At 47.6% G+C, this 20,935-nt stretch carries 20 protein-coding genes; 12 read left to right on the top strand and 8 right to left on the bottom strand.

The annotated features are described in order from the left end of the window. Window positions 1–50: 50 nt before the first annotated feature. Window positions 51–497, bottom strand: coding sequence for a hypothetical protein (locus GC130_RS25265; protein ID WP_152001163.1), 447 nt, complete (start codon window positions 495–497; stop codon window positions 51–53). A gap of 85 nt (window positions 498–582) precedes the next feature. On the opposite strand from GC130_RS25265, the gene GC130_RS25260 reads away from it, so the two are divergent. The 3 genes from GC130_RS25260 to GC130_RS28735 all read left to right on the top strand — a co-directional run bounded on the left by GC130_RS25260 (window position 583) and on the right by GC130_RS28735 (window position 2,875). Continuing rightward, entirely contained in the window at window positions 583–2,109 is a 1,527-nt protein-coding gene (locus GC130_RS25260) for an arylsulfatase (protein ID WP_152001162.1), read from the top strand. A gap of 310 nt (window positions 2,110–2,419) precedes the next feature. Next, complete coding sequence (locus GC130_RS25255; RefSeq protein WP_152001161.1) at window positions 2,420–2,716, top strand: putative quinol monooxygenase; 297 nt, start codon at window positions 2,420–2,422, stop codon at window positions 2,714–2,716. Between the two features lie 9 nt (window positions 2,717–2,725). Beyond that, window positions 2,726–2,875 carry a hypothetical protein gene (locus tag GC130_RS28735; RefSeq protein WP_193218006.1) on the top strand — a complete coding sequence of 50 codons (150 nt, stop codon included), beginning with the start codon at window positions 2,726–2,728 and terminating at the stop codon, window positions 2,873–2,875. A gap of 25 nt (window positions 2,876–2,900) precedes the next feature. Here the strand turns inward: GC130_RS28735 and cysM are convergent, their stop codons facing one another. Both cysM and GC130_RS25245 read right to left on the bottom strand, forming a co-directional pair. After that, window positions 2,901–3,779, bottom strand: coding sequence for a cysteine synthase CysM (gene cysM, locus GC130_RS25250; RefSeq protein ID WP_152001160.1), 879 nt, complete (start codon window positions 3,777–3,779; stop codon window positions 2,901–2,903). Next, the gene (locus GC130_RS25245; RefSeq protein ID WP_152001159.1) at window positions 3,776–4,615 is read right to left on the bottom strand and encodes a serine O-acetyltransferase; all 840 of its coding nucleotides are present in this window, start codon (window positions 4,613–4,615) and stop codon (window positions 3,776–3,778) included. The genes cysM and GC130_RS25245 overlap by 4 nt, the downstream gene beginning before the upstream one ends. 178 nt (window positions 4,616–4,793) lie before the next feature. Between GC130_RS25245 and GC130_RS25240 the strand changes: the two genes are divergently transcribed. After that, window positions 4,794–5,261 carry a hypothetical protein gene (locus tag GC130_RS25240; RefSeq protein ID WP_152001158.1) on the top strand — a complete coding sequence of 156 codons (468 nt, stop codon included), beginning with the start codon at window positions 4,794–4,796 and terminating at the stop codon, window positions 5,259–5,261. A gap of 11 nt (window positions 5,262–5,272) precedes the next feature. Here GC130_RS25240 and GC130_RS25235 read toward each other — a convergent pair whose 3' ends face one another. Beyond that, the gene (locus tag GC130_RS25235; protein WP_152001157.1) at window positions 5,273–7,012 is read right to left on the bottom strand and encodes a family 43 glycosylhydrolase; all 1,740 of its coding nucleotides are present in this window, start codon (window positions 7,010–7,012) and stop codon (window positions 5,273–5,275) included. Window positions 7,013–7,114: 102 nt separating this feature from the next. Between GC130_RS25235 and GC130_RS25230 the strand changes: the two genes are divergently transcribed. The 4 genes from GC130_RS25230 (at window position 7,115) to GC130_RS25215 (ending at window position 10,661) form a co-directional block, all read left to right on the top strand. Next, a complete protein-coding gene (locus tag GC130_RS25230; RefSeq protein WP_152001156.1) occupies window positions 7,115–7,552 on the top strand; it encodes a PH domain-containing protein in 438 nt (145 codons plus the stop codon). A gap of 90 nt (window positions 7,553–7,642) precedes the next feature. Further along, the gene (locus GC130_RS25225) at window positions 7,643–9,262 is read left to right on the top strand and encodes a sulfatase (protein WP_152001155.1); all 1,620 of its coding nucleotides are present in this window, start codon (window positions 7,643–7,645) and stop codon (window positions 9,260–9,262) included. A gap of 136 nt (window positions 9,263–9,398) precedes the next feature. Then, a complete protein-coding gene (locus tag GC130_RS25220; protein WP_152001154.1) occupies window positions 9,399–10,079 on the top strand; it encodes a hypothetical protein in 681 nt (226 codons plus the stop codon). A gap of 75 nt (window positions 10,080–10,154) precedes the next feature. Further along, a complete protein-coding gene (locus GC130_RS25215; RefSeq protein WP_152001153.1) occupies window positions 10,155–10,661 on the top strand; it encodes a hypothetical protein in 507 nt (168 codons plus the stop codon). Window positions 10,662–10,785: 124 nt separating this feature from the next. On the opposite strand, the gene GC130_RS25210 is transcribed toward GC130_RS25215, so the two are convergent. Then, entirely contained in the window at window positions 10,786–11,301 is a 516-nt protein-coding gene (locus GC130_RS25210) for a hypothetical protein (RefSeq protein WP_152001152.1), read from the bottom strand. Between the two features lie 219 nt (window positions 11,302–11,520). Between GC130_RS25210 and GC130_RS25205 the strand changes: the two genes are divergently transcribed. Then, window positions 11,521–12,354 (top strand): sugar phosphate isomerase/epimerase, encoded by an 834-nt coding sequence (locus GC130_RS25205; RefSeq protein WP_152001151.1) that lies wholly within the window; start codon window positions 11,521–11,523, stop codon window positions 12,352–12,354. A gap of 106 nt (window positions 12,355–12,460) precedes the next feature. On the opposite strand, the gene GC130_RS25200 is transcribed toward GC130_RS25205, so the two are convergent. The 3 genes from GC130_RS25200 to GC130_RS25190 form a co-directional block, all read right to left on the bottom strand. Next, entirely contained in the window at window positions 12,461–15,013 is a 2,553-nt protein-coding gene (locus tag GC130_RS25200; RefSeq protein WP_193218005.1) for a carboxypeptidase-like regulatory domain-containing protein, read from the bottom strand. Continuing rightward, window positions 14,976–15,884 carry a FecR family protein gene (locus GC130_RS25195; RefSeq protein ID WP_152001149.1) on the bottom strand — a complete coding sequence of 303 codons (909 nt, stop codon included), beginning with the start codon at window positions 15,882–15,884 and terminating at the stop codon, window positions 14,976–14,978. The genes GC130_RS25200 and GC130_RS25195 overlap by 38 nt, the downstream gene beginning before the upstream one ends. Window positions 15,885–15,950: 66 nt before the next feature. Further along, window positions 15,951–16,466 carry an RNA polymerase sigma factor gene (locus GC130_RS25190; RefSeq protein ID WP_152001148.1) on the bottom strand — a complete coding sequence of 172 codons (516 nt, stop codon included), beginning with the start codon at window positions 16,464–16,466 and terminating at the stop codon, window positions 15,951–15,953. Window positions 16,467–16,553: 87 nt separating this feature from the next. Here GC130_RS25190 and GC130_RS25185 point away from each other — a divergent pair, with 87 nt between their 5' ends. From GC130_RS25185 to GC130_RS25175, 3 genes are all read left to right on the top strand, one after another. Beyond that, window positions 16,554–18,029 carry a DUF4382 domain-containing protein gene (locus tag GC130_RS25185; protein ID WP_193218004.1) on the top strand — a complete coding sequence of 492 codons (1,476 nt, stop codon included), beginning with the start codon at window positions 16,554–16,556 and terminating at the stop codon, window positions 18,027–18,029. A gap of 36 nt (window positions 18,030–18,065) precedes the next feature. Beyond that, a complete protein-coding gene (locus GC130_RS25180; RefSeq protein ID WP_152001146.1) occupies window positions 18,066–18,920 on the top strand; it encodes a DUF4382 domain-containing protein in 855 nt (284 codons plus the stop codon). A gap of 290 nt (window positions 18,921–19,210) precedes the next feature. Beyond that, a complete protein-coding gene (locus tag GC130_RS25175; RefSeq protein ID WP_152001145.1) occupies window positions 19,211–20,659 on the top strand; it encodes a hypothetical protein in 1,449 nt (482 codons plus the stop codon). The last annotated feature ends 276 nt before the right edge of the window (window positions 20,660–20,935 follow it).

The raw sequence follows: 20,935 nt of genomic DNA, 5'->3' as shown, positions 1-20,935 counted from the left end.
TGTCAGATAGAACCATGTGCTTTGCTTGTATATCTTTGAATGTCAGATACTTAAATATAAACAAGCGCACTGGTTTTATCTATTTTTCCTCCCCAATATTTCAACGTTTTATTAATCGAACTCAGGTCATTAGGGTAACTAGCCACTTCCCTTCGATTAGAAGTGCTTCTTCCCCGGCTGCTCAGCCAGATTCGTAAATGCTTGTCGTCAACTACCGACCTCACCTCCTCGTGCAATAGATTGGCCAGCTGTTCGTCAGTCATTTCTCCATCAAATTTTCCTTCCCCGAGGCTTTTGAGCAGGTGGTCACTCATTTGCACTGCCTTGTCCTCGTAGATGTAATTGTCTTTCAGCGCCGTCGCCAGGGCTTTCACCGTAGATTCCACCTGTGGAGTTGGCCTGGCGTCGCAAGCAAAAGCAGCCACTAAAAGACTGAAATAGAAGCATTTGATCATAAGGGTAAATATAAAACCATCGGCACTCGAAATGCTCCCCATTCCGGGGGATTTTTTCGCTGCCAGTTACTTTAAAGAGAAAAACATAAAATGGCTATATTGGCTACTTAACACCAAACCATCTATCATGCGGTTTTCCATTATTCTGCTCTTTCTCTGCGCAGTGCTGCTATCTTGTTCTACCACTCCGGAAGAGAAGAAACCCAATATTATTTACATACTGGCTGATGACCTTGGCTATGGCGATGTGGGTGCCTATGGGCAAAAACTAATTCAGACGCCAAATATTGACGCACTGGCGAAGAATGGCATGAAGTTTACCCGTCATTATTCCGGAGCTCCGGTTTGTGCGCCATCGAGGTATGCACTGCTCACCGGCTTGCACATGGGGCATTCCTTCATTAGAGGTAATGACGAATGGCAGGAGCGGGGCGCCGTGTGGGACTTCGCAGCCATGCTGGCTGATTCAACTCTGGAAGGGCAGCGTCCGATACCCGACAGCACCCTCACCATGAGTGAAGTGATGCAGCAAGCGGGCTACAAAACGGCCCTTATTGGAAAATGGGGGCTGGGGGCACCTGCCTCCGAAAGCACACCTAACACGCAGGGCTTCGATTACTTCTGCGGCTACAATTGCCAGCGTCAGGCACACAACCTTTATCCTACACATATCTGGGAAAATGAAAGCCGCATCTACCTCGACAATGCTTTCATGGCTCCCGGAGAAAAACTGGCGACGGGTTCTGATACGCTGGCTGAGTCGAGCTTTGACAAGTTTTACCAGACTGACTACGCTCCTGGTGTCATGCATGAGAAGGCGCTGGGCTTTTTGCGTGAAAATAAAGACAATCCTTTCTTTATGTATTATGCCTCTCCTCTTCCTCATCTGCCTTTGCAGGTACCGAAAGAGTACGTGGAAAAGTACCATGCTATTTTTGGAGAAGAGCAGCCCTACCTGGGCAACCTCGGTTATTTTCCTCACCGCTACCCAAGAGCCGCCTATGCGGGCATGATCAGCTATCTGGACGACCAGGTGGGCGAACTAGTGGCAACACTGAAAGAACTGGGGGTTTACGAAAACACGCTGATCATCTTCACCAGCGACAATGGTCCTAGCTATACTGCCGGCGTTGACTTCGAGTATTTCAACAGCACCGGCCCTTACACCAATGGCTATGGTAGAAACAAAGGGTTTGTTTACGAAGGTGGCATACGTGTGCCCATGATCGCTAGCTGGGAAGGCAAGATCAAGCCTGGCACTACCACCGACCTTGCCTCAGCTTTTTACGACGTAATGCCGACCCTTTGTGATCTGGTTGGCATAGCCATTCCTTCTAAAACTGATGGTATCAGCTTTTTGCCTACCCTGCTTGGCAAGAGCGATCAGCCAAAGCATGAGTTCCTCTACTGGGAGCTGCTGGAATACACCGGGCAGCAAGCCGTACAAATGGGCGACTGGAAAGGTGTCAGAAAAGGGATGTTTGAAGGGAACCTCGAAGTGGAGTTGTACAATTTAAAAAGTGATCCACAGGAACAAAATAACGTGGCGGCAGAAAACCCCGAGGTGGTAGCGCAGATTGAGGCCATCATGAAGCGGGAGCATGAGCCAGCAGCGACTGAGAAATTTAAGTTTGAGGCGCTTGGAGAGAAATAGGAAATACGAATGAATGGTTGGCCATCCCGGAAGTGGCGGACGCCAATCAGGTAGACATCACAAGGGAGGCCGTTGCAATTTAAAAGGAAAATAGTAGGAAGTGCCGGTACGTAAGAGTGGACGGCAAAGAAAACACATCAGACGCTACTAACGGAATTTATGGTTAGCGATGTTTGTAGTGGCGGACGCCAATTGAATAACTATCATAAGGGAGACCCTTGCGATATTGAGAGGGATACCCTTGCTATAGTTAAGGCCCTTGCGATATTGAGTAGGACAAATAACTTATAACCTAACAACACAAATAACTATGAACCAACCACCTATCTACCTCATCGTTACCTGGAAAGTAAAACAAGGCCAGGTTGGCACTGTGATCAAACACCTACAAGAAATGGTTCCAAAGACAAGAGCCGAAGCAGGCAACCTGTTTTACACTTTGCATCAGGGCAAAGACGATGACCACACGATCGCCCTATACGAGGGTTACAAAGACGAGGCGGCCCTACAGGCTCACCGGGATGCAGACTACTTTAAAGAAATAGTGCTCGGGAAAATCGTGCCGCTGTTGGAATCCAGAGAGGTGTTGCTGGCGCATCCTTTATAAGGCATCAAAATGAAGAATAGTGTAGATATAGAAAAAGTATCGAAGAAGCTTCAGGGACAGATCGAAAACCTGAAGAATCGTTTGGAAAAGACTGCCAAGGCGTCCAAAGAGGCCGTTATTCTCAGAAATGAAATTAATAGCCTCAAACCCACCAAATGAGGTAGTAGTGAAGTTTTGATTGCTTTCACCCAAACAAATCGGAGCTCAAATACCGATCACCCCTATCGCAGGTAATGCACACGATCACACCTGACTCCAGCTCGGAAGCAATTTGCAAGGCAGCGTACAAAGCGCCCCCACTGCTCATGCCCGCCATGATGCCTTCTTCTCTGGCCATGCGGCGGGTCATTTCTGTGGCCTGTTCCTGGCTTACGTCCACCACCCTATCGACTCTTTCGGGCTCAAATATCTTGGGCAGAAACTCGGGTGACCAACGGCGTATACCGGGTATGCTGGAGCCGTCTGTCGGTTGAGTGCCGACAATCTGGATATTCTTGTTCTTTTCTTTGAGGTAACGGCTTACGCCCATGATGGTGCCTGTAGTGCCCATGGCAGATACAAAGTGGGTCACTTTCCCGTTGGTATCGTTCCAAATCTCGGGGCCCGTGGTTTTGTAGTGGCCTCTCCAGTTGTCGGGGTTGGCGAACTGATTGAGGATGGTATAACCGTCCTCAGCAGCCATTTTATCGGCAAGCTCTCTGGAGTATTCAATGGTTTTGGCGGCTGGTGTTAAGATCACTTTGGCTCCGTAAGCTTCCATCGACAGCACACGCTCTTTGGTAGAGTTGTCAGGCATGATCAGGGTCATGTGCACACCCATCACCTGAGCAATCATAGCCAGGGCAATGCCTGTGTTTCCGCTTGTTGCTTCAACTAACTTGTCGCCTGGTTTTATATCGCCACGCTCCAGAGCACTTTTGATCATATTGTAAGCAGCCCGGTCCTTCACACTTCCGCCGGGGTTTTGTCCTTCCAGCTTAGCGTAAATGGTCACATTCTTATTGGTTGGAATTTTTTCCAACGCTACCAATGGCGTGTTGCCAATTAAATCAAAAAGCTTCATTGAGCAGATTCTTTGAAGATGAGCAGATCAGTTTCCTCTGTATCACTGTTGTACATGCGGGCCTGGTAGTAGACTTTCGTGTTCGGAGCTACGCTGCGAGTCAGCCATACATTGCCACCAATCACACTATCATGGCCAATAACGGTTTCGCCACCTAAAATCGTGGCGCCAGCATATATCACCACGTTGTCCTCAATGGTCGGATGTCTTTTTGTTTCCGCATCTTTTTTATCGACACTAAGGGCACCCAATGTTACTCCCTGATATATTTTCACGTGGTCACCAATGATGGTGGTTTCTCCTATCACCACGCCAGTGCCGTGGTCAATGCAGAAATGCTCTCCGATAGTGGCGGCCGGGTGAATATCGATGCCTGTTTTGCCGTGGGCATGTTCAGTAATAATTCTCGGAATCACCTTCACTCCAAGCTTGTGCAGCTCATGCGCAATCCTGTAGGAAGCAATGGCGTAAAAGCCTGGGTAGGTGCGAATTACCTCACTCTGACTCTTTGCAGCCGGGTCACCTTCATACAGCGCTTTGATGTCGTCGATGATTTTTGAATGAACCTCCGGCAGTTTTTCGAAGAAAAGCTTTGCCACATCTTCCAGGTCCACCACACCCTTGATAGGGTTGAGTGTGAGCATCTCATCCAGTTCAATCTGAAGCTTTTTCAGGTGTATCTCCAGCTCTCTTTGAGAAGAAAAAGCCCGCATGGAGAAGTCAGGAAACAGCGTTTCGAGCAAGTCAACAAAAAACTGTGATACCCTTTTAGGGCTTGGGCACCTGGGACACTCCTGGTGATCTTTATATAATTTATCTAGAAATTCCTTCTGCATGATGTATCAAACTGTTTTTAGAGAAAAGGGTTCCCTTCAATTCCATGAAAGGACAGGAATTGTCGCAAACTGGCATTCAACTGATGTCATTTGCCTATCCACCCTTCTTCCGATAGTAGTAAATATCGGGATAATTGTTATTTAACCCAGAACATCCGGCTACTTAAACAAATTCGCTATGAGCACATCAAACAAGCCATTGAGTAAAGCTATTGTTTTTGCTGGCTTTGCTACAGGCACACTGGATATCCTCTCCGCTTTCGCCAGTGCCTGGCTCCGAAATTCCACCAGCCCCTCAGCCGTGCTCAAATTCGTTGCCAGTGGTGTTTTTGGTGTTGAAGCGCTATCCGGTGGAGCAATGATCGCAGTTTTCGGCCTGCTGTTCCACTATCTGATAGCCTTCTCATGGGCTACCCTCTTCTTTTTGCTTTATAGCAGAGTGTCAATTTTGCGAGCTGGGGTTGTTCTTCCGGCGGTTACTTACGGCCTCTGTGTGTGGCTGGTAATGAATCAGGTAGTGCTCCCACTATCCAATACCCCCAAGTTTCCTTTCAGCCTGACTTCAGCCATTATCGGGTCGTCGATTCTGATAGTTGCGATTGGATTACCCAACGTGCTGATCGCAAGGAAACATTTCAAGCCCTGAATGCTGGCTAATTACTCAACCCTGATCACCTCTCCTCTTGGCCCGACGCCCGCCTCGTTGAAAGGCTCTATCTGGAAATAGTAGCTTTTGTCCAGGTCCATGGCTGTGAAATAATACTCATTGGCACCGTACACCATCACGCTGTTGTAAAGCTTATCGGGTGCAATACCTGTGTAAATGTTGTAACCAGTGGCATCGGGCATCTGCTCCCATTTGAGCCAGGCATTGCGACGCTCGCTGTCGCCACGGAGCACGATAAAATGCCTGACAGGTGCTGGAAGTGGCTTGTTCTGCTTACCAAAAACCCGGAAGCCACTAAGAGCAAACTTGCCTGTAGGCATATGAATGTTTTCCATCTTCAGGTAGCGAGCCTTAATGGGCTCACTGAATTCGATGTAGTCGTGAGGCACATCTGTTTTGTTTTGTGCCTTGTTGATCGCCACCTTCCATTTTTCACCATCGTCGGAAACGTAGATAATGTACTGATGGTAGAAACCGGTCGGCTTGCCAAGGAAGTCAGCATCCTGATCGGCATAATTGATTTGAATGGCATTCACCTGGCTCACCTCGCCCAGGTCAGTTTGGAACCACTCCCCTTTGTTGCCATTAGCCGCACTCCAGTAGGTTTTGATACTTTCGTCCACCGCCTGATTAGGAGCAAAACCTCCCAAAGTCGATGACACCTGCACGGGCTTATTGTAGTTGAGCAGCATCCACCCGGTGAACCTGCTCTTCAAATGGTCGGCCGTGCCATCGGGCAGGTAGTGAGGATAGTCGCCGAAAGTGGTATTGCAATACAGGATGCCGTCGTCATCAAACCCTGCTGGCCAAATACCAAGGCGGCGTTCGAAGTTGTTCTTCACACCAACAACTATCGTAGAAACATGCCACCAATTGCCCGACAAGTCCTGATAGGTGGCGCCATGCCCGGCCCCTCTGGCGAACCCTCCCGGCTTATAAGCAAATGGGTTGTGCGACTGGTACGTCCATGGCCCTAACGGTTTATCGCTGGTATAAACACCATCGGCATAACCACTAAACTCCGTGCCGGGGGCACCGTATTGCAGATAATATTTGCCATTGTGCTTGTTTACCCAGGCCCCTTCCATAAATGGAGCAAGAAAAGTATTGTCGGCATGCTCACCAAAGCGCTCCCAGCCATGGATGCTGTCATTCAGGTGGATCATGTCCACTCTTTCTCCTACTGGCTGCAATGTTTTTCTATCTATTTCAATGCCGTACATAGGGTAAAAGTTGCTGGAACCGTAGTAGAGATACACACGACCGTCATCATCTTCGAGAAAGGCCGGATCCCAGGCGGCACCATCAAACTTATCAACGGCCTCCGTCCAGTCGTCCACCGTAGGGTTGGTGCTCATCCATAGCGGAAACTCTTTGGTGTGAGTTGAGCCAATGACGAAGAGCGTATCGCCCAATACGAGTGTGGCGGGAGCACAAAGCTCATCATACACATCGTGCCAAGGCTTCAGAAACTTGCGAGGCACAAAATTCCACTTGTACATGTTGTCGCTCCACCAGTAGCCCCACTGATTTGTTGAGAAGAGATAGTATTTGCCCTTAAAAACAGTAATAACGGGGTCAGCGGTGGCCCGGTGTCTCCCCATTTCGCTGAAGTTGGGAATGGGCGTGTAGCCGTAGTCGATATTGATGGGATTGCAATAGGTGAACTGCTGAGCGAAAGAAGCAATACCAGTAAATAGCAGGAGGGCTATTAGGGTGAAACGTATCATAGGTATAATGAATAAGCAGAGTAAATATAAAAATAGTAAATATCAGAATTCGTAGAATTTCGGAATGGGCGGAATTGCCTATATTACAACAAGTAAATTCTGATGCAAACAACTGCTCAACGATACTACCCCTCCCGCAAAAGCGTTCTAGTCTGGCTCACTGTACTGATACTTGCCTATCTCGGCACAGCCAACATCTATCGGTCTGTCGTGTCTATGCACACCAGTTCCATCCTTATCTCGTTGGCTATTTGGATTCCCATTCTCGCCTTCATTCTCACCATATTTTTCGGCACCGGCTATACCATTAAACACAATGTTCTGATTGTAAAAATCGGGCCATTTATAGCTGATAAAGTCGATATAAAAGACATCTGGACGGCTCATCGCACTTACACCTTGCTGTCGGCACCGGCTAATTCAATCAGGAGACTGCGGATAAAGTACAAAGGTGGCGAAGTAGTCATTTCGCCTGACAGGGAAAACGAATTCCTGGAGGCCCTGAAGCAGCTCAATCCAACCATCGAAGTATTAGTTTAAAACCGCCTTATTGCCAGTCATCGCATCCTCGCCATAGATTTTTGATCATTATTGGTAAATTGGATTTTACTCAAGCTTAAACCGCTCCCAATGAAACTCATCAGTCAGTTGACTTTCGGCCTTTTGTTCGTCGCCTTCCTTTATTCTTGCAGCCCTTCTGCTCCCAAAGAAGCAGAGAAAAAGCGGCCCAATATCGTCTTCATCATGTCGGATGATCATGCCTACCAGGCCATTAGTGCCTATTCCAACAAGTTGATTGAAACGCCCAATATCGACCGGATTGCCAAACAAGGCATGTTGTTTACCAATGCCAGTGTCACTAACTCCATCTGTGCACCATCTCGTGCCGTTATTCTCACAGGCAAGCACAGCCACCTGAACGGCAAGATTGACAACAACTTCCCGTTTGATACGACCAACGTCACCTTCCCGCAGCTTTTGCAACAGGAAGGCTACCAAACGGCCATGTTCGGCAAGCTGCACTTTGGCAACAGCCCCAAGGGTTTCGATCAGTTTAAAATTCTACCAGGCCAGGGTGCTTACTATAACCCCGACTTTATCACTAAAAACGAAGGCAATATCAAGGTAGAAGGCTATGTGACCGATATCATCACCGACATGACGCTCAACTGGCTGGACAAAGAAAGAGATGCTGAGAAGCCCTTCCTGCTCATGTACCTGCACAAGGCCCCGCACAGAGAATGGTTACCAGCGGAAAGGCACTACACCGAATACATCAAAAAGACCTTTGAAGAGCCAGCCACCCTGTTTGACAACTACGAAGGGCGTGGCTCTGCAGCCAAAGAGGCTGAAATGAATCTGCTCACCCATATGAACTGGGCCGGTGACTCCAAGATCTATCCTGAAGTAATGGATGAGCTTGGCATTCCCGAAACAGCCAACTGGGACAAGGCAGCCTTTAAAAGAGAGGTCGGTAGAATGAATCCTGAGCAACGAGCCAAATGGGACGCCGTCTATGGCCCCATGAACGAGGAGTTCAAGAAGAACTACCCCAACATGACGCAGGAAGAAAAGATGAAATGGCGCTACCAGCGCTACATGCAGGACTACCTGGGTTCCATAGCCTCTGTGGATGAGGGTGTAGGCAAGGTGCTCGACTACCTGGAGCAAAATGGCCTGGCAGAAAATACCATCATCGTTTACACGTCCGACCAGGGCTTCTACCTGGGTGAGCATGGCTGGTTCGACAAGCGATTTATTTACAACGAATCGTTCAAGACCCCATTGTTGGTGAAATGGCCGGGTGTGGTTCAGCCTGGTACCACCAACACCCAAATGGTGCAAAACCTCGACTTTGCTCCTACGCTGCTATCGGCCGTGGGCGCAGAAGTGCCCGCCGACATGCAGGGTGAGAGCCTGATTCCCCTCCTCAAGGGCGAAAATGATAGCTTCAAACGAGATGCTGTTTACTACCACTACTACGAATACCCGGGTGTGCACATGGTAAAACGCCACTATGCCATAGTCACCGAGGAGTATAAGCTGGTGCATTTTTACCATGATGTAGACGAATGGGAGCTCTATGACCGCAAAAAGGATCTCCAGGAAATGACCAACGTGTATGATGACCCGGCCTATGCCGATGTAGTGAAAGACCTGAAAGAAAAGCTGGCCGGGCTAAGGGTGAAGTACAAAGACTCGGAGGAGCTGGATCAGATGTATATTGAAAAATACGAAGAACTGAAGTAGGAAATCTGTTCGCCAAAAGCCCTGATCTAACTCAACAGGCTGAAAAAAAGGTTTCAGTTGGGATAAATAACCTATTTTATGAAACCCTTTCAGCCCTATTTCGATTATGAGTGAGAAGCGCAAGTAACGCCTCATAATGGAAGAGATTAACACTATTCACTTATTCGGCTTAAGAATAGATGAGCCCCTTGTTACAATCACCGATCTGCTGGTGTCGGCGCTGTGTTTTTTTTACTTCTACAAGCTTCAAAAATCAGGCAAGACCGGGAAAGTGTTCATCTGGTTCAAGTACTACTTTCTCCTGATGGGCATTGCCACAGCGTTCGGCGGCTTGCTTGGGCATGCGTTTCTCTATGCCTTTTCCTTTGGCTGGAAGCTGCCCGGCTGGATCATCAGCATGTTCGCCATTATGCTGATTGAAAGAGGCGCAATTGAACACTCCGGAGTGCTTTTCAAGGAGTCAGCCGTCAAAGTACTGAAGGTGATCAACATCCTTGAGCTACTCACGTTTCTATCCCTCACTATATTCACACTCAATTTCTTTTTTGTTGAGTTCCATTCCGGCTATGGCTTGATGTTCGTGGTATTGTCGTTTGAAGGCTACCTCTACCTGAAAACCAGAAATGCTGCCAGTAAAAACATGCTCATCGGTATTGCCTTTGCGGCAGCGGCGGCACTGGTCTTCATGAACAAGCTGTCGCCCCACCAGTGGTTCAATCATTTGGCGCTTAGTCACGTGCTGATGGCTGCGGCTACCTTCTTTATCTATAAGGGAGTGCAAAAAATAGAAATGAAATCCACTAAAGTACTGGCATAGTTTGACTGATTTTTCTTTTAAAAAACTTTTTTAACTAAATTTATCTAATCCTATCACTTTTTATACTCTCCTACTATGAAACTACCTCAGCTATTATCAGCCCTTTTCTTTGTCACAGTTGTATTTTTTTCGGCGACGAAATCTCAAGCTCAGGAACTTCCTGTTTTTCGTAAAAACGCTGTGTATGCTGAGCTAGGAGGGACAGCTTTGAAGGCTTCTATCAGCTATGAAAGACTGAAGCTCTTAAAAAAAGGAAACACCCTGGCTATGTCTATAGGGGTTGGTGCTCCCGTCACAATTGAAGGAACAAGGGTGTACATGGTTCCCGTTCAATTCAACTGGCTTCTTGGAAAGTCGGCGAGCAGAGCCGAACTAGGCTTCTCAATTAACCCTGCGTATCATACCTACACAAGCTTCAAGTCCACACCTGAAGAAACCTCAGGTCAGTATTATACTGCGATGCCTAGCATTCGGATCGGTTACAGGTACACGGGGCCGAAGGGGCTGGTCTTCAGAGCTGGATACACGCCAATGCTGGTCATGTTTCCCTGGGCAGGAGTTAGCCTGGGCTACAGTTTTTGATAAACAATGGCAGGCAAATAAGTTTGCGTGAGTACAGCACATTAAAGTCCTGCATAACAAGAATTAATTGTCTAAAAGAAAAAGAAGCGCCTGACGTGGGCGCTTCTGTAGCATTGCCGACCTTCTATTCAGGCTTCTTCCCCAGGCGTAGCTGCCCTCCAATCCCAAGACCTGATAAACTACCAGATAATTGCAGGGCCTCACTTTTAAATCCGTACGATAGGCTTCCCGTGTGTAACTTCAGTATGATCCGATCATGTATTCGGTAACCCAGGGAGGGCAAACTGACTCCGATAAGAACATCGTTGACATAAGCATCGTTTCCTCCAGTAAAGCTGATCGTACTAAAGGCACCTACCCCCCAGAATAACTTTTCACCCAAGCTAAAATTCCAGGCAAAGTTTGGTCCAAAATTAAAAGACGTAGCGTTTCCAGAGATGTCATTGTAACCTACTCCCACTCCCAGCAATCGATTATTTTTGACGGCGTAGGAGTAGCCCGCACCTACTTGAAACACATGTGCCTGGTGGACTAATAAAGAGCTGAGTGATCCGTCGATAAACGATTCTCCTTTGTTGATTTGGGCATGGCCTGCAAAGGCAAACAAAACAAATAGCGTTGCGATAGAAAGTCTTTTCATGCTGATTTTCGTTAGTTTTTTAAACGAAAAATTAGAGCAATTATAGTGCCTAAAAGTTCCAAATGTCATTTTATTGAAAAATATAATGACAAAACTACCAGACAATTTCCCAGCACTTTCTCGGCTCCTTACGATACCACTGAACATAGATTTTGTAAAACCTGTAGCCCTTTCTGTCGCTATCCCTTATATTTAAATTCTACTTAAACTTTTGATCAGATGACACTAAATAGAAAAGACTTCCTGCGTACTGCAGGCTTGGCAGGAGCCGGAATGATGCTCGCCCCTCACATGAGCAATGCCAAACCGGCCAGAGCCAGCAAATACACCTTTCAGCTTGGCCTTGCCAGCTACACTTTCCGTGAGTTTTCGCTGGATACCACGATAGAATACACTAAGCGCCTTGGCATTTCCAAGATCGCCCTAAAAAGCATGCACCTCCCGCTGGATTCTTCAGAGGCCGACATCAAAGCTGCTGCCAGGAAAATTGCCGATGCAGGGCTGGAGTTGTACGGCGCAGGTGTTATCTATATGAAAACCGAAGCAGAAGTGAATCAGGCGTTTGCTTATGCAAAAGCGGCGGGCATGAAAATGATTATTGGTGTGCCCAACTATGACCTGCTGCCGTTGGCGGAGAAAAAAGTGAAGGAAACTGACATCAAACTGGCCATTCACAACCATGGCCCGGGAGATGACCTTTATCGCAGCCCCAAGGACGTTTACGAAAAAGTAAAAGGGCTCGACAAGCGTATTGGCCTTTGCATGGATATTGGCCATGTGGTGCGCATTGGAGAAGATCCGTCGGTGTGGGCTGAAAAATTCAAAGACCGTATTTACGATATCCACCTTAAAGACGAGGACAAAGCCCAGGAAGATGGAAAACCACTTGAGATTGGTCGTGGGGTAACCGACATACCAGCTTTCCTAAGAACCATGATTAAAGTAGGCTACACGGGCTATATGTCGCTGGAGTATGAGAAAGACGGCAAAGATCCGCTGGCGGGTGCTGCTGAGTCCTTTGGCTATGTGAGGGGAGTGCTCAAGGTGATTTAATAGACGCTTCTTCCAGTTGTCATATCAGGATAAGATATATTTTTCCTGATATGACAACGCTTTTTACCAATCCCCCCCGATATCATCAAGTTCGGTTTCGCCTCACTTAGAAAAACACCCTGAACATCATGTTGGGTGTAAGCTTTAATCCAGCCTGGTTGATAGTTTCCAGGTTTCCGGCGGCAATGCGGTAATAGGTTCCTAACACATTTTCATACGCCGACAGGTTCCAGATAGAAAACCCAGCCTGACCTCGCACACGTGCCCTCAAATTAAAGTTATATCTGGCTGACAAGTCAATGCGGAAGTAAGGGCTAACTCTGGCTGCGTTGGGGAGGTCGTAGCTGATACTCCCATTAACTATTGGGTTGGAGGCATTTGCAGCCGTATAAGGTCGGCCCGAGTGCCAGCTAAGGCTGGTGGATGCTTGAAAGCTATCCCTGGTATAGCCCGCACCAATCGTCAGGTTGTGCAAAATATCAAGGTTATTGGGAAAGGCGCTTACCGACAGTTGAGGAAAATCATATCGATTTTTGGCTACTGCATAACTCGTCCAGGCAGAAAGCTCTTTAAAGTCTCTTTTCACCAGCACGTCAACACCAAACACCTGATAACTACCATTTGACCTTAGGTGCTGGAACTGGTTCTGGAACCCCTGGCTGGAGGTAATTATACCTTTGACCAGTTTTAAATATGGCTCTGCACTAATCAACCACTTGTCGGTAGAATACAGCAAGCCCACCGAAGCCTGCTTGCTGTGAATAAGCGGAATGCCCACTCCATTGGAAAGAACCCACCTTCGTTTCTCGACACCTAAAAAGTCGTTTTGCAAATCGATCACCTGGGTAGTAAACTGGCTTTTTTGCTCAGCCAGCACTTCAAGTGCAACATTTTCGGCCAGCTTCTGATGAATGGAAAGGCGAGGCTCCAGCGCAAATTGGTCGAGCGTAGAGTAGTAGTTGGCACGAAGCCCTCCACTTATGTTGGTATTGTTTGATGGCGTAGAGTGATTGACATTAGCAAACAACACCTGGCTTCTGTTAACCTCCTTTACATACCTTCTGAAAGCCGGGTTATTCAGCACTTCCAAATTACCAATGCCTACCTCTGTAAGTTGCACACCTCCCGTTACATCAGTGGTTTCATTAATAAGCAGTCTGGTATCGATTTTGAAACCGACATCCAGCACTTCATTTTCTTGCTCTAGCCGTTGGTTATTGGGAATGTTGTTGTTAACGCCCCTGAGCTTGTACCACGACACAGGCACACCTAGCGTTGATTTTACTAACGGACTCCACTCCTTTTCATACCGAATGCCTGAAGCCATGCTTTGCTGAGAAAGACTACTTGCCTTTGACTCCCTTACCCCATTTACTTCAGCACTTTCAGTGTAGGTCAGGTCGTTAAAAATTTGCAGGAAGCTGAGACTTAGCTTGTCGCCTTCTGAAATCTGGTAGTTAATTTTTGCCGTTAAATCGTAAAAATAGAAGTCTTCGTTGCTATTCAGCAGGCTATCTCCGGCCGAAACCCTGGCCACGTCGGTGTTGCGAAAAGCCCGGTCAAAATAGTTGTCGTAGGTAGGCGTTCTGACAATATCAGCCATTGACCTGCGCCCGGCCACACTTATCGAAGCCCTGGGAGATAGTGGCGCAGTAAGGTAGCCGTCTGCACTTAGCAGATTGATGCCGCCACCGCCACTCCACTCGGCGGCGACGTCGTTATCGGGTTTGATCTCGATGGTGCCTGAAACTCCTTCTCCCAAACGAGCGCCAGTACCATTTTTTGTCAGGATTACCTTGTCAACGAAATAGGGATTAAAGGCAGTAATGAGGCCATAAAAATGGCTGGACTGATACATTTTTATACCGTCCCAAAGTATAAGGCTTTGATCGTTACTCCCACCTCTAATATTAATATCGGAAACCGACTCGTTGGCACTTTGTATGCCCGGCAAAGCCTGCATAGTATACAGCACATCTGGCTCGCTCATGCCGGGAAGTACCTGCAATTCCCGGGTTTTCACCTCAAATGCCCCCGAAACGGTTTTACCCACTCCGCCAACAAGGTAATTGGAGATAAGAACCTCTTCAAGCTCGACTGTTTTGGGAGTGAGATAGATGGTCAGACAATCTGTGATTTCTTTTTCAGCAAGATCTATTTCCAGGGGTTGATAGCCCAGGTGCCTCACACGCAAGGTGGATGCCGGTTCGTCAAGCGCTAACTCAAAATACCCTTCCAAATTAGTAACTGCGGAAGCTGACCGGTGTCGTACGATGGCCGATATCACGGGCTCGCTGGTTCCTACGTCTTTCAGGTAGCCACAGAGCACCCTGGCGGTAGTCTCCAACTTTCTTATAGCAACAAATCGATCATCCAACTGCTCGAATTCCAGATCGGTGGCCTGTCGCAGGTACGTCAGGCATTGAGCCAGGCTTAAGTCATCATCCGGAAGATCAACATAGAGGTGGGCAATATTTTTATCTGCATAGGAAAATGCAATTCCATATCTGGCCTCAAGAATTTTGAGAACTGATAATAACGACTGCGCATCTTCTTTTTGCTGGCCAAAAATGTGTGCCGCTAAAAAAAGGAGTGGTAGAAGGAGAAAAAATTTTACTTTTCTATTGATCACCAGACAAACGAACCAGGTTCTCTTCACGGTCAAACTTTATATTGAGCGGAAGCGTGATTGACTTCAGCGCAAGATTTATGTTGTCATGCGTAAAGCTGCCAGTAAACATTTGATTGACATCCACACGAACCAGTTTTACTTTAACGCCATACTGCCTTTCAAACTCCTCCACCACCTGACCATACGGCACACTTTCAAATCTGCTTTCGTTACCTAACCAACCCGGGCCATCGTCGGTTCCTAACTCCAAAGCCACTGACAAACCGCCTATCAAACGCCATCCCTGGCCTTTTTTTAATATTTGCTCGGTGCCTTTTGATCGAACTTTCACCGTTCCTTCATAGCATTGCACTTCAAAATACCCTGTTCTGCTCTTCACATTGAACTGTGTACCCACAACAGTTACCGTGCCTGACGACGTCTTCACATCGAAACGGGAGCCGTGAGAGACTTTAAAAAAACCTTCGCCACTCAGTTCAACTACTCTGGCTTTGTTCCACCCGCTTTTGCTGTAGGTAAGGCTTGACGCTTTGTTCAACGCAACCTCTGAAGAATCAGGCAGATAAGTGTTGGTTTTCGTGGCCGCCAGCACCTTGATTGTCTCATCTCCCATCGACATGTAGCCTATGGCAAGTGCGGCGCTAAGCACCAGCAGCAGAGATGCAGCTATCTTTAAAAAAGCGTTTCGTCGCCATATCGGTATAACGCCCGCTGGCTGAGAGGCGGTAGGCAACTTTTTCTCTTCAGCTTCAACGTCGTAGTCGGGAGCTTTCATCTGTTGCAGAATACCGTCCATCCGCTGTAGCTTTCGATATGTTTCGGTTTGCTCGAACGACAGCCGTTCCGACTCCGAAAGCGTTTCGGTCAGCCATTTTTTCACCAAGTCTTCTTCGTCCATAATTTTTACTTCTTAATAAAAACAGATGAATGCAAGAATCTCCTACCTGACACATTTTTTGCACGATCAAAAATCGCCCAGCTGCTCCCTTATAATTTTGTATGCTGTGTATATCCTCTTCTCAACTGCCTTGCGACCGATACCCAGCATATCGGCAATTTCCTGGTGCTTTTTTCCTTCTACCCGATTCAGCATAAAAGTCACCCGCTGATCCTCGGTCAAGCTTTCGAGCGCAGCGTGAAGTCGCTGCCTGTATTGCTCTTCCTCCATCGCAAACTCAGGTGACTCAAGTGTGTATCGCTTTGCTTCTACCGTCTCCTGATACCGTAACGCCGTCTTTCTTTTTGCCAGCTCATTTAACATTTGGTTGTTGGCCACTGTAAAAAGGAAGGCCCTGGCCTTTTCGGGTGGTACGTTCTTGCAGTTATTCCATAATTTCACGAAAGCTTCCTGCACAATGTCTGCAGGATGGTTTCCGGTACCGTACTTATAGTAGAGAAAATCATGAAGGTCTTTTGAGAGCTCCCTGAAAAGTGTTTTAAACCTGCCTTCATCACAAACATTTCGCTTCTCATGGCTCATATGAACCCCAATTTAACAAAGTTTAGGTTTACAGGTAGGAGTTTTCAAGGTCAGCCGGTTTTATTACCGAAAGCGGGGCAAAATCCTATGCAGAGACAAATTACATTTTTGAAGCAGTCCTTTTTATTAATAAGCCTGGTGATTTTGGCGATCTCCTGCCAGGAGCCTTCGGAGGATATTACGGGGCCCGACAAAGAAATGGCTTTCACCAAAGGATCGGCCCTCGGGCAGCTGCTGCAAAAAATGTCGCTAAAGGATGGCTCCGACGACAATGTAATTGACAATGCCAGTTGTCTGACGCTGGTGCTACCGGTAAAAGGAAGCTTCAGAGGAAAGGCATTTACTGTTAGCAAAGAGGCTGATTTAGCTGTTTTACAGGACATATATTATTTAAATCCTTACCAGTCAGACCGTTTTCTATTGGACTTCCCCTTGCGTGTGATCAAATCCGATCACACGGAGGTGGCAGTTTCCAGTCAGGAAGAGTTGGACGTGCTGGCTGCCCTATGCGTTGCCAACGGACTTGACGACGACATCGAGTGTGTCGACATTGAGTACCCGATCTCCATGGCCACCTATGACCTGCAAAATCAGATTGCCGACATACGAACAGTGGCCGACGACGCCTCTCTTTTTCATCTTTTTAATGAATTCAATGACGACGACCTTCTATCTATCCAGTTTCCTATCCATGTAGCTACGAGCATGGAGGCGCAAGTGATTGAAGGCAATACTGCGCTACAAAACGCATTTGACGCAGCGCAGGACACCTGCGACGAGGGGGATAGAGTCTTTTACAATGCAGGCCTGCCACTGGCCACGGGAAAGCTGGAGCTTTTGTTAACTGATGCCCCCTTCCCAATTGATTTGATTGAAGAAGCTAACGTCACAATTCTTAAAATTGAGGTGAAGACCGGTGTGGCAAATGACACGATACCATTTGTCACAGTATTTAACGAGCCGACGACCTTCAATTTACTCGACTTGAGTAATGGCATCACAGCAAGGTTAAGTGAAACAGCATTGCCGGTGGGCTCATATTCGTTTTTTAGCGTATATGTCACCGATGGAAGTGTGCTGCTGAAAGACGGGCAACTATTCGATCTCAATATTCCATCAGGCGACAAGAATGGCATTAAGGTGAAACCACCCTTTGATATTGAAATAAAGGAGGGCGAAAGTGCCAGCTACTTATTGGATTTTGACGTTAGCAGCAGCTTTGTGGTGAGAGGCAATCCAAACACCCCCGCCGGCATCAATGGGTTCAACTTCAAGCCTGTGATTCGGGCGGCCGATCAATTTGCCACGGGTACTCTTTCAGGCACCATTAGCGACACAGGTGGCCTGCTCCTGTCAGGAGCGCAGATAACCTTATTTGCTGCCGACACGCTTCACACCACAGCGCTGAGCGGTGAAGATGGCGAGTTTACCATCCTCGGTCTCGCCCCCGGAGATTATCAGGTGCAGGCAGAATTAACCGACTACGAAACGTCAACTCTTGAGAATCTATTTATCGAGAAAGGAAAAGAAACTACAGTCAATATCGATCTGACCAACAATTAATTAAACCAGTTATTCTTTTACAACAAAACAAAACTAATGAGAACGAAGAACATTTTATCATCATTTATTGCCATGGCTATTGTTGCCGGATTTGTGGGGTGCAACAATGATAACGACTCCAGCGGAACCGGACAGCTCGTAGTAAAAATGACAGACGCACCTTTTCCAAGCGATTTGGTGAGCGAAGCAAACGTAACTGTTACTAAAATTGAGGCCAGACAAAAAGGCGGAGACTCAGAAAGCGCATTTATTACCATCATGGAAGACGAGGTATCAGCCAATCTATTGGATCTTACGAATGGAGTGACTGAAAACCTGGCCGACGTCGAAATTCCCGAAGGTACTTATGACCTCATCAGAGTGTACGTAGCGGATGCCACGGTAGTATTGAGCGACGGCACTACTTTTGACCTGAAAGTACCCAGCGGCTCTTCCTCTGGAATTAAAATATTTGTAAAGCCAGGCATAGAAGTAGCGGGAGGCCTAACTGCCGAACTACTGCTTGACTTCGATGTGGCCAGCTCTTTTGTAGCCAAAGGCAGCACCAGTTCTCCGTCTGGCATCACCGGGTTCAACTTCAAGCCTGTCATCAAGGCCTCCAACCAATCTTTTGCCGGTCGGCTGGTGGGCGCTGTAACAACCGAAGTGGAAGGCGAAACTGAAACTGAAATAGTGGCAGTGGGCGGAGCCACCGTGTCGATTTATGCTGCCGACACCCTTAACACCACCGCTCTAACCGCCGAAGATGGTACCTATACGGTGCTTGGCTTGCAGGCTGGCCTCTACGATGTAACGGTAGAAGCGGGCGGGTTCGCAGCCACTACTTCCGATGGAGTGGAGATTGTGGCGGCTAATGCTACCACCCAAGATTTTGTACTCAACCAAGAATAAAAAGAAGTTTAAGATACCGTATTAGCACGGTAAATCTCTTAGGTTTCAGGGGAGGCGGGCTTTTGGGCTTTGCTTCCCTTTTTTATTGCCCCGGTTACCTCAAGCTGCTATCTGCTGCCTGACAAACAACCTCCAGATCGGGGAATCATAGCTCCCTGACGAGGTGACATAAAGCAGCGCCAACTTTTTAGCCGCATAGGTTAGCAGCATTAACTTTGGCTATCTTTATATTTACAAAAGAACATTCACCACCTCTCCCCGAACGGTGTTAACTGCAACAAATATCATTTATGAAAGTCGCTCATATACGCTCCATTTTTCTAGGCCTGTTATTAGCCACATGCTCAGCCCAGGCACAAAACGTCCTCCAGCTCCATCCCCAAAATCCGCACTACTTTCAGTACCAGGGCAAGCCTCTGATCATTATTGGCTCGGGTGAACACTACGGGGCGGTGATGAACCTCGACTTTGATTACAAAACCTACCTCAACACACTTGGCAAAGACGGCCTCAATCACACCCGTCTGTTTACAGGCGCCTACCTGGAGAAGCAGGGCGACTTCGGCATCAAAAAGAACACCATGGCACCGGCGGAGGGCAGGGCCATCCTGCCATGGAAGCGGAGCAACCAGCCCGGCTATGCGCTGGGCGGCAACAAGTTTGACCTCGACCAGTGGGATCCGGCTTACTTTGCCCGACTGAAGGACTTCATGGCCCTGGCCAGCACCAACAAAGTGATGGTGGAAGTGTGCCTGTTTTCGGCTCATTATGGCGGAGGGTGGAACTACGCTGCTTTCAACCCCAGCAACAATATCAACGGCACGCCTGAGCTGGAGGCGAAAGACGTGAATACCCTGAACAACAAAGGATTGCTGGCCCACCAGGAAGCTTATGTGCGAAAACTGGTGAGGGAGCTGAACGGGTTCGGCAACTTTTACTTTGAAATACAAAACGAGCCGTGGGCGGATAACACAGAGATTATTTTCACCAGAAACGACTACGGCGACAGCCCCTGGACTGACAAAATTCAAGTGGTATCCCAGGCTTCCAACGACTGGCAAAAGAAGGTAGCCAGCTGGATCAAAGACGAAGAAAGCAAGCTGACCAACAAGCACCTGACCTCACAAAATATCTCCAACTTCTACTACCCTATTACTGAGCCCGACCCGCAGATCGACATCTTCAACTTCCACTATGCCTACCCAAGGGCGGCCAGCGAAAACTATTACCTCAACAAGGTGCTGGGCTTCAACGAAACGGGCTTTGCCGGAGGCGAAGACGACACCTATCGCCGTCAGGTATGGCAGTTTGTGATGGCGGGCGGTGCACTGTTCAGCCACCTCGACTATTCCTTTTCGGTAGGCCAGGAAAACGGACAAGACACCACCTACGAATCGCCTGGGGGAGGTAGTCCTGACTTGAGAAAGCAATTTGGCATTCTGAAAAACTTCATGGAAGCCCACGACCTGGTGAACCTGAAGCCCGACGCCTCGGTGGTGAAGGCAGCGCCCGGTGCCACCACACTGGCCATGAGCAATGGCAACGGCCTGTGGGTGGTGTATTGGGAATCGCTGGCTGTGAAAAGCTATGACATTACGCTCACCCTGCCCGCTGGGAGCTACTCCACGGAGTGGATGGATGTGACTACGGGGAACATTATATCGAAGGGAGCAGTGAACGACAACAAAGTGGCCGTGCCCGGGCTCGCTGATATGGTGCTGGTGGTGAGGAGGAAGTAGTGAAAACCGCACCCTCATGTTATAATGATAATATACGTATATTATGGGTTTACAAACGGGCAATATGGCTTTATGAGGCTTATTGAGCTATTTTTGTAAATAAACCAAAAGATATATATAATGGGTGTAACACGCACTAGTGCGTGTTACTCGACTTTGGCCTTTTACTAGATAAGCAATAAATAAGCTCAATATTTTGATTTTGAGTTTATTTTTTGTGATTTTTATATCTAGTTATATGACTAGATATTTAGATATGGGGTTTCCAACAAAGAT

It is taken from the genome of Imperialibacter sp. EC-SDR9 (assembly GCF_902498805.1).
Classification (GTDB): Bacteria; Bacteroidota; Bacteroidia; order Cytophagales; family Cyclobacteriaceae; genus Imperialibacter.
This window is presented reverse-complemented; position numbering and strand designations above follow the sequence as displayed.